Origin of the sequence: Flavobacterium chungangensis (assembly GCF_042654045.1) — a bacterium.
Taxonomy (GTDB): Bacteria; Bacteroidota; Bacteroidia; order Flavobacteriales; family Flavobacteriaceae; genus Flavobacterium; species Flavobacterium chungangensis.
On the sequence record NZ_JBHSFY010000007.1, the window covers coordinates 222426 to 237964 of the forward strand.

At 35.7% G+C, this 15539-nt stretch carries 8 protein-coding genes; all 8 read right to left on the reverse strand.

The window, feature by feature from the left end; translation table 11 throughout:
• Positions 1-78: 78 nt before the first annotated feature.
• A complete protein-coding gene (locus ACFO3N_RS13525) occupies positions 79-1644 on the reverse strand; it encodes a GH39 family glycosyl hydrolase (RefSeq protein WP_379798497.1) in 1566 nt (521 codons plus the stop codon).
• A 391-nt stretch (positions 1645-2035) separates the two neighbouring features.
• Positions 2036-4042, reverse strand: a complete 2007-nt coding sequence (locus tag ACFO3N_RS13530) for a glycoside hydrolase family 97 protein (RefSeq protein ID WP_379798499.1) — start codon at positions 4040-4042, stop codon at positions 2036-2038.
• Positions 4043-4485: 443 nt separating this feature from the next.
• Positions 4486-6885 (reverse strand): glycoside hydrolase family 31 protein, encoded by a 2400-nt coding sequence (locus ACFO3N_RS13535; protein WP_379798501.1) that lies wholly within the window; start codon positions 6883-6885, stop codon positions 4486-4488.
• Between the two features lie 134 nt (positions 6886-7019).
• A complete protein-coding gene (locus ACFO3N_RS13540; RefSeq protein WP_379798503.1) occupies positions 7020-9506 on the reverse strand; it encodes a glycoside hydrolase family 2 TIM barrel-domain containing protein in 2487 nt (828 codons plus the stop codon).
• Between the two features lie 137 nt (positions 9507-9643).
• Positions 9644-10513 carry a hypothetical protein gene (locus ACFO3N_RS13545; protein ID WP_250834849.1) on the reverse strand — a complete coding sequence of 290 codons (870 nt, stop codon included), beginning with the start codon at positions 10511-10513 and terminating at the stop codon, positions 9644-9646.
• Between the two features lie 18 nt (positions 10514-10531).
• A complete protein-coding gene (locus ACFO3N_RS13550) occupies positions 10532-12112 on the reverse strand; it encodes a RagB/SusD family nutrient uptake outer membrane protein (protein ID WP_379798506.1) in 1581 nt (526 codons plus the stop codon).
• A gap of 12 nt (positions 12113-12124) precedes the next feature.
• Positions 12125-15214, reverse strand: coding sequence for a SusC/RagA family TonB-linked outer membrane protein (locus tag ACFO3N_RS13555; protein ID WP_379798508.1), 3090 nt, complete (start codon positions 15212-15214; stop codon positions 12125-12127).
• Between the two features lie 40 nt (positions 15215-15254).
• A complete protein-coding gene (locus ACFO3N_RS13560; RefSeq protein WP_320495579.1) occupies positions 15255-15437 on the reverse strand; it encodes a hypothetical protein in 183 nt (60 codons plus the stop codon).
• Positions 15438-15539 lie beyond the last annotated feature (102 nt).

Here is a 15539-nt window from a genome sequence, read left to right on the forward strand (position 1 = left end):
ATTTAAAGATTTTTGATTCCTCACACATCATCTTTAAATACCGTTAATACTATTTTTATGTTTGTGGTTTTCTCTTTATTATTGTTTGATTAAATTCAGCATAACAACATCATTTTCGTTGATTTTGAATTCTCTGCTGAAAGTTCCTTTTGAGTCAATTGTAATTTTTTCTGTTGAAATTGGCGCTCCGTTATTTTTCTCTTTTATGGAATTTACCTGCTGACGAGTTAATTGACTCGGCTTATTCATCGCCAAATAATCCGCGTAAGCGTCATTTACTTTATAGCCGACTTTATATATTTCTAAAAGATATTTTCCTTTCTGAATGCCATCAATCTCCACTTTGACTTTTCCTTTTTCTTTTGATGGAAGATCCTGAATGTAATAGGTTTGGTTCCAAACTTTCTCTCCAGGATGTGTATTTGTAAAATCCCATAATAAAACTTGTACATCCCCTTTTGCATTTTTGGAAGTCCAAGAAGCTTTATCGCTGTTTTGAAGTTCTGTTTCTCCTAATTTATTCATTAAATAATAAGAGAAATAAGCTGGTTTTTTAATTCCCTGCGTATTCAACAATCCGAAACCGCCGTGGAAAGGTGTAAATCTTGGTCCTGGTTCTTCAAAAATATCGGTAAAAACCCAATATGACATAGAGTTTGCCGCATTACCAACTTGCTTTAATTTTTGTAAAATATAAGATGCCGAATGATAACTATCGTGAATTGGATCTGCTGGCGTATAAGAAGAACTCCACTCTGTATAATGCAGTTCTAAATTAGGTTTAGCTGAATTGGTAATCTGCTTACGCGAATTAATAACATCTCCGTTTACACTGTTTACATCTGGACTCAAAACTGTTCCAGAAGTTCCGAATTCGTCCAAATATCCTTGGTTTACACCATAGGTATGTGTTGAAATAAAATCTAGGGGCACATTATTTTTGGCACAAAAATCAATTGTTTCTGGAACCCATCCTGCGCCTGCCGTTGCTGGGCCACCAACTTTATATGCAGGATTTACGGCTTTTACGCCACGGGCTGCATAATCGTATAGTTTAAAATATTCTTGCTGCGTTCCTGTCCAAAAACCTGGGGATAAATTCGGTTCGTTCCAAACTTCAAAGTACCAAGTTTTTACTTCTTCATCTCCGTAACGTTCCTTAAAATGCTGGGTTAAATTTCGAACTAAATCTTCCCATTTTTTATAATCTTTTGGAGGGGTTACATTTCCCTTCCACCAAAAAATAGTTTCTTTTCCGCTTGCCAATGCATTCGGCATAAAACCTAACTCTACAAACGGTTTCATTTTCAGACTTACAATATAATCGAACAAAACGTCTACGTATTGATAGTTGTATTCTGGATTTCCTTTGTTGTCTTCACGATAAACCGCCATATCATCTGACAATAAACCATGAAAACGGATGTATTTAAAATCGCATTCTTTTTTCACCAATGCCAATTGCTGCTGCCAGTCGGCTCTCAAACCTTCATTTGCTCTTCCAGCTCCAATGCATTCTTTAAACATGGTGTTTAATTTTCCTGCTTCTTTTTTATAATCAACTTTTATGATTCGATTTTCATTTTGCCCAAACGAATAAATTGAACTAAATAAAACTCCTGCTAGTATTAAAAGTTTTTTCATCTGAAAATGGTTTTGTTTATTTTTTGCCACAGATTAAAAGGATTCTAAGGATTTTTTTCTTTTCTCTCGCAGATTTAGCAGATTAGGGAGATTTAAATCTTTTTAAGCTCTGTCTATATTTTATTTATACAGATTGGAATAAAAAATCTGCATTATCTGCTAAATCTGCGAGAACATAAAAATCATTTTAATCATTTAATCTGTGGCTAAATATTTATTTTCTAACTATATGTTAGACGCACTGCAGTGCGTCTCTACAGATTACATTGTGTATAATCGTTGTGTTGAGTAAACCCGATAGGTTTTTAAAACCTGTTGGGTTTAACATCTAACATTTAACTTCTAACTCTTAACTTCTAACTCTTAACTTCTAACTCTTAACTTCTAACAATTACAATTTTTTAAATCTCACGGCTCCACCGCCAGCTCCTCCTAATTTCAATTGTAATTTATCTGAAGCTTTTACTGTTTTCTTAGAAATTGCTACTGCTTCTGGATTATGCGTTTGATCTGTTCCTTCAGCATCTACATAAATCTGTGCTTCGTAAGTTGCATTTGGATCTAAGAATGACAATGAAACTTCTACATTTCTTGGTTTTTCATTTGTTAAAGTTCCTAAATACCAATCAGCGCTATTTCTGTCTTTTCTTGCTGTGGTGATGTATTCTCCAATTTTCCCTTCTAAGATTTTAGTGTCTTCCCAATCTGTTGGAACATCTTTTAAGAATTGTAAAGCTGGTTTTCCTTCGTAATTTTCTGGAAGATCTGCTAACATTTGAATTGGAGAATAAATCGTAACGTACAATGCCAATTGCTGTCCAACTGTTCCCTGAATTCTTTTTCCTGGATAACCTTGTTTTACTTCAACATCAAAAATTCCAGGCGTGAAATCCATTGGTCCAGAAAGTAATCTTGTAAACGGAATAATACTTAAATGGTTTGGCGGATTTCCTTCACTCCAAGCGTTATATTCTTGTCCACGCGCTGCTTCTCTCGAAACCATGTTTGGGAAAGTTCTTCTTTCTCCTGTATCTTTTATTGATTCGTGGTATAAAACCGCTAAATCGTATTGCGCCGCTTTTTCTAAAATGTATCTGAAATAATTTACTCCAAACTGCCCAAAGTGCATTTGTTTCATATTTAATTTAGAACCTACGTGACCGATTTTCACGGTATGAATTCCAAGTCTTTTGTATAAAGCAAAACCTTCATCAACTTCTTTTAAGTAGTTAATTAAGTTTGAACCTGTTTCGTGATATCCGATTAATTCAATGTTCTTTTTCTTTCCGTATTCAACCACTTTTTCTAAGTCGAAATTGTCTGCACTTTTCGTGAAGCTAAACATGTGCATACGGTTTTCATACCAACCCGGCGTCCAGCCTTTGTTCCAGCCTTCGATCAATAAATGGTGGAAACCTTCTTTTGCTGTAAAGTCGATATACGTTTCAGCATTTTTAGTTGTCGCACCTTGTTTGTCGCTTTCCCAGAAAGTGTATTTTCCAATATGCATTCCCCACCAGATTCCTAAATATTTGTATGGTTTGAAATAGCTGTTTGTATTCTTTAATTTGTTTGGTTCGTTTAGGTTTAAAACCAAATAAGAAGTAATCAATTCTCCTGGATTTTCTCCAATTTGAAGCGTTCTCCAAGAAGAAGTAAAGGTATCTTTTACACGAACTTTTACTCCATCAGCCCACGGCACTAAATCAGATTTTAGCTCTGTTCCTTTAGTGTTTACCAAAGTCATACTTGCAAAATCGATCAGGTTTGCTTCGTGAAAACTTAACGCTAATCCGCTTTTGCTTTCGATTGTTAATGGAGTCAAAACCGTATCCAAAGTACTAACCGGCGCATCTTTGAAAAGATACTCGTCACGGTTTTCTCTGTTTGCCGGAATCCACCATGCTTTTCCGTCTTCTTTAAGGTTAAAAGTAGTTTTTTCATCCATGATGAAAATACTGTCTTTTACATTTTGTTTCGGATAAACATATCTAAAAGCCACTCCGTCATCGAAAGCACGAAACTGAATTTGTAATTTTCTTTTGTTTCCAGTTTTTTGCTGTAAATCAACAACCAATTGATTGTAGTGATTTCTGATGTTTTTCTTTTCTCCCCAAACTTGTTCCCAAGTTTCGTCAAACGTAGAAGTTTTTGCTCCTTTTATTTCAAAGTTTGAACTTAAGTCTTCGTTTCCTTTTAATACAAATCCCATCTCTGACGGAGAAATTACTTCTGTCTTTCCGTGAGAAACAGCATATTTTGGCGCATTTTTTACAAGCTCAAATTTAATTTTGTTTTTTCCGTTTGGCGATGCCAATTCGTAAGCGTTCTTGTTTTTCTGACTGTAGCCAACTGCAACTGAAAACAGTACAGCTGGGAGAATTAGGTAGTTTTTCATGTTTTTTGGTATTATATTTTTTTTGCCACTGATTTAAAGGATTAGGAAGGATTTTTCTTCATGATTTTTTCACGCAGATTCTGCAGATTTTTGCAGATTTATTTTAATCTTTTTAATCCTTTAATCTGTGGCTTAAACTTTTTTAAACACATATAATCATAGTTCATTGGTAACTTAAAAAAAGCGTTTCACTTGTTTAAACAAACATAGTTTCTATGTGTGAGAAACTAGTTTCTTTCTAACTTCTTTTATTCATAAATAAAAACCTATGTTTCTATGTGTTTAAATATTTTTCTCGCAGATTTTGCAGATCAAGCAGATTTTTAATTTTTAATTCTCAATTTTTAATCTGTGCAATCTGTGGCTATATTCTTTTACCGCAAATTCCGCAAATTATCACAAATTCAATTCGTGGTAATTCGTGTAATTTGTGTTTAACTTTTTTATTTAATCCACTCTGTTTTAAAAGTGGTTTTTCCGTTTAACGGATTTGTAGCTACTTCAAAATTGTTTCCAGTTTTGTTCACTTTTATTTCTTGCACTGCGTCACCTTCTGGTAAAAATACTTTGGCTGTTGCCGAAGTGGTTTTATCGCTTGCGTACACTTTTAATGTCAATTTGCTCCAATCCATATCTTTTGTAGACTGCGCTAAACCGATGTGTGGAATTGCAGTTCCGTCTTTAATTAAAACGATAATTGGCACTTCGCCCGCTTTGATTTTATGCCAGCCCGATTGGTATACTTTTTTAGTTTGATAATCGATCCAAGTTCCTTCTGGAAGATAAACGTCTCTTTCTTCAACCTCTTCAAAAAGTGGTGCAACCAACATACTTGAACCAAATAAATATTGATTATCTACCAACCAAGCTCCCGGATCGTTTGGATATTCTACAAATAAAGCACGCATCATTGGCAAACCTTTTTGAGAACTTTCTTTTGCCTGAGCGTAGATATATGGCATTAATTCGTAACGCATATTATCTGCTTTTCTAAATCCTTCTAAGAAATCTTTACTATACAACCAAGGTTCGCGAGGCGGTTCTCCGTGGCTTCTTACGTGTGAAGTCAACATTCCGAATGGTGTCCATCTTCTGTAAATATTCTCAGGAGATTTTGTTGCAAATCCTCCAACATCATGACTCCAAAAACTGAATCCACTTAAACCTAATGAAAGTCCGCCACGTAATTCTGCCGACATTGCTCCGTTGCTAGTTTCTGAATCTCCTCCCCAATGTAAAGGGTAACGTTGTGATCCAGCCCAAGTACTTCTTGCCCAGATTAAAGTATATCCTTTTTCTTTTTGAGTGATTTCTGCAACTGCTTTGTTGTATCTCAATGGATATAAATTATGCTCATAGAAACCAGTTCTTCCAGAATGGTAAATTCCGTCTGGCGGAGCTGCTTCTCCAAAATCTACTTTGAAAACTGCTACACCTTCATCAAATAACTTTTTCAATTTTCCTTGATACCATGTTACTGTTTCTGGATTTGAGAAATCTAGAACCGCATCTTCATAAGGAAGATTTCCTTTTCTGTCTCTTACGGCTAAGTTTTTATCCATAATTTCAGGGAACAAAGTATTCTTTGGCGTGAAATAAGGCAATTGCCAAAGACAAACTTGGAAACCATCTTTCTTTAAATCAGACATCATTTTTGTAGCATCTGGGAAACGAGATTTTGCAAACTCGTAATTGTTTCTCCAATCTACATCAAACCAGCCTGTATCAAAGTGAATAACATCGGTTGGGATTTTGTATTTACGTAAATCTCTTGCTACTTCTCTTCCTTCTTTTTCAGAGAAATAAGTGATTCTACTCATCCAGAAACCGAATGACCAAAGTGGTGGCATCGCTGCTTTTCCAGTCAAATTCGTGTATTGATCTAAAATGTCTTTTGGTTCTCCGATAAAGAAAAATAAATCGGCTTCATCATCTCCAATGTACATTTCGTTAGCACTTGAAAAGTATTTCCCGAAATCCACTGTAATTGGTGTAGAATGGTGCATGAAAACTCCGTAACCGCGGCTGCTCATGTAAAACGGAATCGGTTTGTACATCGTTTCATTTTGGATTCCGTTGGCATCATCCGTCCATAGAACTACTTTTTGCCCGCGTTTGTTGAATTGTGTGAAAGATTCTCCACAACCAAATATTTTTTCGTCTGGTTCTAAACTAAAAGCCGCCCCCATACTTCTTGAATAATCGCTATTTCTGCGAACATAAGAAAACGGAAGTGTTGGTGTGTATGTATTTTTAAAATCAGTATCATGAAGTGTGCTTGTCAGCAGTTTTCCCTTTTCATCATAGATTTTTACGTGCCAAGGTTTAGTCAAAATTTCAACTTTTCCGTGTTTGCTTGTGTAACTGTGACCGCCTTCGATTTTAGCATATTTCCATAATTCAGGATGATTTGGCGCAACGCCGTCAACCAACATTAAAGACTCTTTTTGTGGATGAAATTGCGGGCCAGAAGTTGTTTTGATACGAACTGTTCGATCTGAAACAAACTGAATTTCGAACGGCAAAACAGGAGATTCTGCATATTCTGTTGTTGGAAATTCGTTTGCTTTTTCCACATCTGGTTTCATCATCATGTTGTTGAAAGCCTGACGCGTTTTATAATTGTATCGCAGATACTTTATAGTTCCTTTTCCCGTTGCAGGATCAAAAGAAGCCAATTCGTCTGCAAAATAAAAAGTATTCAGATAGTTCTGAAAATCTTTACTGATATCTATTGGAGCATTTAATACATCTGCATTTTGGATTTGAGCATTAGCATTTGGAACTGCTAAAAATCCAAACATAAGAGCAGAAAATAATGCGGTTAGTTTTGAGTTTTTCATTGGTTAATAATCTAGATGTTAGTTTATCCTAACAGGTTTCCAAAACCTGTTAGGTATTTATTTTTTTTTAATATCTTAATTAAATATATTGATACCTAACAGGTTTTGGAAACCTGTTAGGATAGCGCAACTTATTATTCGGTTGTAATTACAATTGTGGATTGTTTCAATCCGTTTGCACTTGCGGTTAATTCCAATCTTCCAGATTGATCTCCAGACTGTACAATAATCAAACATTTTCCTGCCAAAGCGGTGTGTTTATTTCCTTTATACGATTCGTGGCTAACTGGATCTCCGCTACAAACCCCAACGATTTTTCCATTTCCTTTTAAAGAGAAATTAATTTCGTTATTCGCATTTGGTGCAATCGTTCCTTTATCATCTAAAATATCAACTGTGATAAATGACAAATCGTTTTTATCTGCTTTGATGGTGCTTCTGTCTGCAGTCAATTTTAATTGCGAAGGATTTCCAGCAGTTTTAATTTCTTTTTCTAAAACCACTTTTCCGTCTTTACGAGATATGGCTTTTAAAGTTCCCGCTTCAAAAGGAATTCTCCACATTACGTGTAAATCGTCTCCTTTTTTGCTTCTTTTTCCAACTGATTTTCCGTTTACAAAAAGTTCAACCTCATCGGCTTTATTGTAGTATGCCCAAACATCAACTGTTTGTCCTGGTTTCCAGTTCCAATGCGGGAAAATGTGCAAAACCGTTTTGTCTGTCCATTCGCTTTGGTACATATAATACACGTCTTTCGGGAAACCGGCTAAATCAACAATTCCGAAATACGAACTTACCGATGGCCATTCGTACGGCGTTGGTTCTCCGATATAATCGAAACCTGTCCAAACGTACATTCCTGCTAAGAAATCATGCTTTTTTATGATTTTCCAAGTCGCTTCGTGTGTAGATCCCCAAGGTGTCTGAACCTGATCGTAAGCCGAAACGGTATTTCCTGGATTTCCTTCTGTAAATTTAAGATCCCATCTTACTGGCCATTTTTTGATAGTGTCCGAAACGGCATCGTAATATCCTCTTGTCTGTAAACCCGAAGTGGTTTCAGTTGCGATGAATGGAGTATTTGGGAAATTCTTCAGATGATGTTCGAATGTTTGATGCGCATAATTGTATCCGATTAAATCTAAAACTCCAGATCCTGCAAGCGGATTAATCGATACCTCTTTTTTCTCAAATTGTAAAGTCACGGCATCAATATTCATATTTACTGGCGGATTCATTCCTGCAGTCAACGGACGTGTTTTGTCATATTGACGTGTAATTGCAGCCAATTCTTTAGCAATTTCAACACCCGTCTCACTCCATTGTTCTGGAATTTCATTTCCGATACTCCACATAAAAATACTCGCATGATTTCGATCGCGTAACAATTGATCGATTAGATCTTGTTTATGCCATTTGTCCCAATCATTTCCGTAATCGTATTTGGTTTTAGTCTGTTTCCACATATCAAAAGCTTCATCCATGACAATGAAACCCATTTTGTCGCAAAGCTGTAAAAGTTCTGGAGCAGGCGGATTGTGAGAAGTTCTGATTCCGTTTACCCCCATTTCTTTCAAGATTTCTAACTGGCGTTCGATTGCACGCGTGTTGATTGCAGAACCTAACGGACCTAAATCGTGATGCATACAAACTCCTTTTATTTTGACTTGTTTTCCATTCAAAATAAAACCTTTATTCAAATCGAATTTAAAATCTCTAATTCCGAAAGTGGTTTTGTATTGATCAATGATTTTATCGTCAAGCGAAATTTCGGTAACTGCTGTGTACAATTCCGGTTTTTCATCTGACCATAAAATCGGGTTTTCAATTTCTGTCGATTGATTCAGCGTTTGGTTTTCGTTGGCGTTGATTGTTATATCTTGAGTAACCGATGCTACTTTTTTGTCTTCTTTAAAAATCGTGGTTGTTAGCGTTACTTTTTTACTTCCTGCATATTGATTTTTTATCGTTGTTTCAATACTTACAGAAGCTTTTTCGGCTGTAACTTTTGGGGTTGTAATATACGTTCCCCATTGTCCCACATGAAGTTTATCTGTGGTTTCGATCCAGACATTTCTAAAAATTCCCGAACCCGAATACCAGCGTGAATTGGGTTGTTTTGAATTGTCAACCTTAACAATTATTTCATTGTTTTTGTCTCCGTAATTTAAATAAGGTGACATGTCATACTGAAAACCAATATATCCGTTTGGACGTTTTCCTAAATAATGACCATTTATCCAGACTTCGCTGTTTCTGTAAACACCGTCAAAAGTAATTGAAGTGATTTTTGTGCTGTCTTCTGCAGCTACTTTGAATGTTTTTTTGTACCAGCCTAAACCTCCATTTAAAGATCCTCCACCATAACCGCCAGGACTTTTTTCATCAAATTTTCCTTCGATGCTCCAATCGTGCGGAACGTCTAAAGTTCTCCATTTTGTCGAAGTTCCAATAGTGTCTTTATCAGCAATACTGTCATTAAGATGAAAACTCCAATCTGAATTAAAAGAAACTTTTCGGTTTACAAATGCATCTTCTTTTTTTGCACAAGAATTCAAGAAAAGAACTCCGGCTGCAACTGCCCATAAACTTATGTTTTTTATGTTTTTTATAATATGCATGGGTACTTGTTTGTTTTTTGGAATTTGAAGATAGAAATAAAAATCGATTTCATTTATTCCTGCCTAAAATAATTTAAGTCTCAGTCTTAAAGCACATTATAAATGTATTTAAAACTGAGACTTCAAAACTAACTAACTTATGATTTTGGAACTAAATGATAGATCAAATAATCATTATCTGCTCTAATAGCTATAAAACATAAACTTTTATCAGTAAGTTCAACAATTTTTACATTGGTAAAACTAAATGATGGACTAAAGTAACTTGGTTCATTTGGATGAAGCATTTCTGTTCCTCCGTTAAACGAAATTCTATCATTTGTTTCGCCAGCTGTAAGACTAAAATTGAATGTTCCTACTTTGGTTGTTTTTTGTGTATTTCCTAAAGCTGGGTTAGTTTGTGTTACCGAAACATTATAACCTCCATTAAGATCAAATGTAATTTCTCCCCAATCTTTATTTTCTAAACCTGCCCAAGAAATATCAGATAGATTTGGCCACCAACCTGGAGGACTTACTTCTCTGTTAATATAACCTGGATTATTTCCGATGAATTCCAAGGGAGCAGTCATATACAAAACCCAAGTTTTTCCAGCTTGTCCGTTGGTCAATTTTTCCCATCTTGGATCACTAAAGAAAGCATCATCATTCTCTGGAACTTCTACAGTTACTGGCGCCGCTTCTACAGATCCACCTCTAACAAATGCTGTATAGTAAATAGTATACTTTCCTGCAAAAGGGAAATTTACTTTATCGTCACTTTTGTTAGAATGTCCAAGTTCATTTCCGTTTCCGTCAACGTATCTCCAAAATGGAATTACAGTTGGATCATCATTCTTTAAAACTACTTCATTCTTTTTTGCTGCATTTTGAGTTATCGAGAACTCAAGTGTTTCTGGAGTAAGCGTTACTGCTGGAAGGCTTTCACGATCCTCAGTTGCTTCACAAGAAAATAAAAACGAACTGATAGTTACAGCCGCTAATATTATATATAATATACGTTTCATAATCAATTTGTTTAAATGTTAATTCCAACCTGGATTTTGTTGAATAGTGCCATTTGAAAGTACTATCTGCGACTGTGGCAATGCAAACCAACCAAGAGTTTCTGGTCTAAAAGTAACTGCAAACTGAGAATCTCCAGCCGTGTTATCGATAGCAGCTTTCATTGCTGGCATACCTTGTCTGATTAAATCAAAATAACGTAATCCTTCTAATGCCAATTCTAGACGACGCTCTTCCATAATAACTGCTTTAGTTACAGGAATTCTATGCGCAGTACTCTTGAAAGCACGGTCACGAACTCGGTCTAAATCTGCTTGTGCTAAAGCTGTATTTCCTTCCAAATTTAATTCGGCAGCCATTAATAAAACATCTGCAAAACGAATAATAGCATAATCCTGATAGTTATCAATTTGGAAGTTTCCTCCATTTGCTTCAACAACTGCTGTTCCTGCTGCATTAGTAATTGGGCAATATTTTTTCCAAGAATATCCTGTGTATTGACGTTGTTCTCTAGCCTGTGGATCAAAATTTAAACCTTCTCCAACATAATCAATAAATGATGCGGCTTTTCTACTATCGCCAGATTCATATGCTTGAACCAATTTTGGATTCACTGTTGCTCCTCCCCATCCTGTTGCATATTTTCCAATTGAACCTCCACGCGGAGCAATGTTTACTTGAAAACGGTTTCCTTCGTGAAGATCCCAGTTTCCTTTTCCTGAACCGTTAAAACGTACAGCCCAAACCATTTCTGTATTATCTTCTCCAGCAAAGTTTTCGAAAGAAGCGGCTAACCAAAGATTAGCAAAATCAGCAACTAGTCCGTGGCCACTGTTATTTACAGCATCATTGATATAGGTTACAGCTTGTGCTTTGGTAACTACACCTGCTAAATCTGTTTTGCTATAAGCTCCTGTGTAAAACAAAAATGTTCTAGCCAAGTACGCTTCTGCTGCCCATTTTGTAATACGTCCGTAGTTTGCATTTCCTGCTTGTGAATAATTTTCAGGACCTAAGTTGTCTGCTGCAAATTTTAAATCGTTTGCAATTAAAGCATAAGTAACTTCTGGAGCTTGTCTTGGCAATTCAAATTCGCTTGTTGTTACGGTATGGTCTAGCGGAACAATATCTCCAAACATTTTTGCCACTTGAAAATGAAAGTGCGCTCTTAAGAAACGAGCTTCTGCTTCGTAACGTGTTTTCAAAGCGGTATTAGATCCCCAGTTTACTTTGTCTAAGTTTTCTAATAAAACGTTAGCTCTATAAATACCAAGATAAGAGTTTGTCCATGTTAAAGCGTTCATATCTTTATCTGTAGTATATTGAAAGCGGTCCCATTGCAAATCTACTGTCGGATCTGCAATACCGAATCCTCCAAAACAGTTATCAGATGCCTGCTCACTTACGATCAATTGTGTACCGTAAGCTTCTCTTTGCAATACGTCATAAACTGCCACTAAACCTTCAAAAGCATCAGATGGAGTTTTATAGAAATTCTCCGTTACTTTATCTGTATATGGTTCGTTTTCTAAAAAATCTTCCGAGCAAGAGCCTAAAACAAGTAAGCTTGAAAGAGCAAATAATTTTATATATGTTTTCATCGTTTTCAAAAATTAAAAGTTAACATTCAGACCCATCAAATAGGTTCTTGGCTGAGGATAATATCCAACATCAATACCTTTAGCCCAAGACTGATTTACGTTTCCGAAACCAATTTCTGGATCCATTCCTTTGTACTTTGTGAATGTATAAATGTTATTTCCTGCAACATACAATCTGAATTTACTGAAGAAACTAAGTTTTGTTGTCAGCTTTGTTAAATCACATCCGATTGTAGCATTTTTAATTCTGAAGAAATCTGAGTCTTGAATATACAAATCAGAGAATTTAGTATAGTTACCATTATCATCTGTTCCGTATGTAACTCTCGGAATTCTGTTAGAAGTTCCTTCAGTTGTCCATCTTCCTAATACCTCTGTAGTGTTGTTTGTATAAGCACGAGTATAATCATGAACTCCAAAAACATTTTGTCCTCCAGCGATACCGTAAGTGTTAATAGAGAAATCAAAAGCTTTGTATGATAATTCTAAGTTAACCCCGTAATTAATATCTGGATTTGGATCACCAATTTGAGTTTTATCGTTTGCATCGATTTTTCCGTCACCGTTTAAGTCTACGAAACGAACGTCTCCTGGCTGTGCATTTGGCTGAACACCTGCTGCAACTTCAGTAGCATTTTGGAAGATTCCGTCTGTTTTTAATCCGTAGAAATAACCCATTGGTTTTCCGACCTCAACACGGTTCATCTCGTCTAAACCTTGGAATAATACGTTTGATTCTCCATGAATGATTCCTTCGTTGTTAGCAATTTTCAACACTTCGTTTTGGTTACGAGAAAGGTTTGCATTGATAGCAAAATTCCAATCTTTTCCAAAACGTGTACGATAAGATAAACCAATTTCAAAACCTTTATTGCTTACGTCTCCACCATTAATGTAAGGTGCAGTTGCTCCAGCATAAGTTGGGATAGATGCCAATACTAACCAATCTTTGGTTTTCTTGTCATAGTAATCAAAAGTTAAAGTAAAGTTGTTGAACAATGTAGCATCAAAACCTAAATCTAACTGCTCAGAAGTTTCCCATTTTAAGTTACGGTTTGCTAATTGGTCAGGGCTTGAACCTACTAAAAGAGTTTCGTCACCAGTTCCAAAATGATATGTTTTGTCTGTAGAATTTACAGTTGACATATAAGCAAATCTTCTAGCAAATTGATCGTTACCATTTTGTCCCCAGCTTGCTCTTAATTTGAACGTATTTAAAACTTTGTTTTCTTTGAAGAAAGCTTCTTTATCTAAATTCCATCCTGCAGAGAACGATGGGAAAATAGCATATTTGTTATTTGGACCAAATTCTGATGAACCGTCGCGACGAACTGTTGCAGAGAATAAATATTTATTGTTGTAATCGTACAATAAACGTCCGAAGTAAGACTGAATCGCATAATCTCTACGATTTCCTTTTACCACATTTGATGTCGGATCTTTTGCATTATCTAAATAAGCATGCTCGAAATCATCAAAAATTAAGTTTCTTCCTTGCCCTTCCATATAATCAGAAGTATTCTTTTTAGCAGAAGTACCCACTAACACATCAAAATTATGAGAATCGACAATGTTGAATTTGTATTGAAGTGTGTTTTCAAAAATCCATCCTAACGATTTTGTCGCGCTCTGAGTTACGCTAGAAACTGTATTATTATCATTTGAAGAAAGCGAATAAACTGGTCTGAAAGAACGGTAATTGCTATCTGTCATATCAACACCATAACTAGTTCTGAAAGTAAAGTTTTTTGCAAATTTTAATTCCGCAAAAATGTTACCTACATAACGATTCGTTTTAGTCTGATTAAAGTTGTTGTAGTATAAAGATCCAACTGGGTTGCTAATATCTTGAGAAATAATAGAACGTGCAAAATCTCCATTTTCATCATAAGCCTGATCAATTGGAGCAGCATTTAAGAACGATCTAATTGCGTTGCTGTAAATACCATCATCTGCAACACCGCTAGATTTGATGTTTGACAAAGTGAAGTTTTCACCAATTTTCAAATATCCTTTAATAACTTCAGAAGTTGAGTTTACTGAAAAAGTAACACGATCGTATTGAGATTGGTTAGTAGATCCTCCAATCATACCTTCTTGTCCGTAGTAAGATAAACCAGTTGCAATAGTAGATTTTTCGTCACCTCCCGTAATTAAAAGAGAGTGATTTTGTTTCATTGCGCCTTCGTTAAATAAATCTTTCTGCCAGTCATGGTCAGGAAATGCAGCAATTTGCTCTTTAGTATATAATGGCGCATATCCAGAATTTACACGAGCCTCGTTCATTATTGTTGTATACTCTTGCGTATTCATCAAATCCAGTTTTTTAGCAATTTGCTGAAAACCTGTATAAGAACTGAAAGACACATTCATTTTACCATCTTTTCCTTTTTTGGTTGTAACCAAGATAACTCCATTTGCGGCTCTTGCTCCATAGATAGAAGCTGCAGAAGCATCTTTCAAAACGTCAACCCTTTCAATCACCGAAGGATCAAGGTATCCAATTCCGTTATCCACTACTACACCATCAACCACATAAAGCGGATCACTATTTCCTGCTGTACCTGCTCCACGAATATTTACCACCATATTCGCACCTGGCTGTCCAGAAGATGAAGTTACCGAAACCCCAGAAGCTTGACCTTGTAAAGCATTTACAACATCAAGACTCGCAACCTGCTGAATGTCTTTTCCAGACACCAAAGAAGTTGCTGCAGTATTTACTTTCTTCTTTTGAGTACCGTAACCGATTACTACAATTTCTTTAAGTTCTGAAGTTTCTGGATTCAAAACGACATTGATAACTTTTTGAGTTCCAACCGTGATATTCTGCGATTTGAAACCGACAAAAGTGATTACCAAAACATCTCCTGTTTTAGCCTCCACTTTATATTTTCCATCAAAATCGGTAACAGTACTCGATTTTGTTCCCTGTACTTGTACAGTTGCTCCTGGAACTCCAAATCCGTCTTCGGAAGAGGTAATTGTCCCACTTACAGTTTTGGATTCTTGAGCAAATCCAAACTGCATCATAAATACGCTAAGCAGCACCGCCATAAAATATGGAAGCTTTGTTGTTTTAATACAATTTTTGCTTTTCATAATAAGAATTGATTAAGTTTAAGTTATAGTTAGTGTTTTTTTACCCTAGGAGAAATCCGGAAAAACTTCCCAAGCAGGTCATGCCAAAAAAGAGGGCCTGAATCTCTTTTCCAACATTTAGTACTTGCAGACTATAAACAACTTTAAAATCGATTCTTTGGGCAAAATCTGATGATGGTAATCTCATCAAAAAGCGATTTAAATCAATTTCTAAAAAAAACATTTGTGGTAAGTTTAAGTTAAGTGTAGTTTTGTTCTTTTTTACTTATAGTCAATTTGAATTTATCTTATGGTAAATTTGACTACAAGTGTAAAACAAATTTTC

Excerpts from the sequence above, each read along its gene's own strand:
- ACFO3N_RS13525 (WP_379798497.1), bottom strand. The coding sequence starts at position 1,644 with ATGAAAAAACTTTTAATACTAGCAGGAGTTTTATTTAGTTCAATTTAT.
- ACFO3N_RS13530 (WP_379798499.1), bottom strand. The coding sequence starts at position 4,042 with ATGAAAAACTACCTAATTCTCCCAGCTGTACTGTTTTCAGTTGCAGTT.
- ACFO3N_RS13535 (WP_379798501.1), bottom strand. The coding sequence starts at position 6,885 with ATGAAAAACTCAAAACTAACCGCATTATTTTCTGCTCTTATGTTTGGA.
- ACFO3N_RS13540 (WP_379798503.1), bottom strand. The coding sequence starts at position 9,506 with ATGCATATTATAAAAAACATAAAAAACATAAGTTTATGGGCAGTTGCA.
- ACFO3N_RS13545 (WP_250834849.1), bottom strand. The coding sequence starts at position 10,513 with ATGAAACGTATATTATATATAATATTAGCGGCTGTAACTATCAGTTCG.
- ACFO3N_RS13550 (WP_379798506.1), bottom strand. The coding sequence starts at position 12,112 with ATGAAAACATATATAAAATTATTTGCTCTTTCAAGCTTACTTGTTTTA.
- ACFO3N_RS13555 (WP_379798508.1), bottom strand. The coding sequence starts at position 15,214 with ATGAAAAGCAAAAATTGTATTAAAACAACAAAGCTTCCATATTTTATG.
- ACFO3N_RS13560 (WP_320495579.1), bottom strand. The coding sequence starts at position 15,437 with ATGTTTTTTTTAGAAATTGATTTAAATCGCTTTTTGATGAGATTACCA.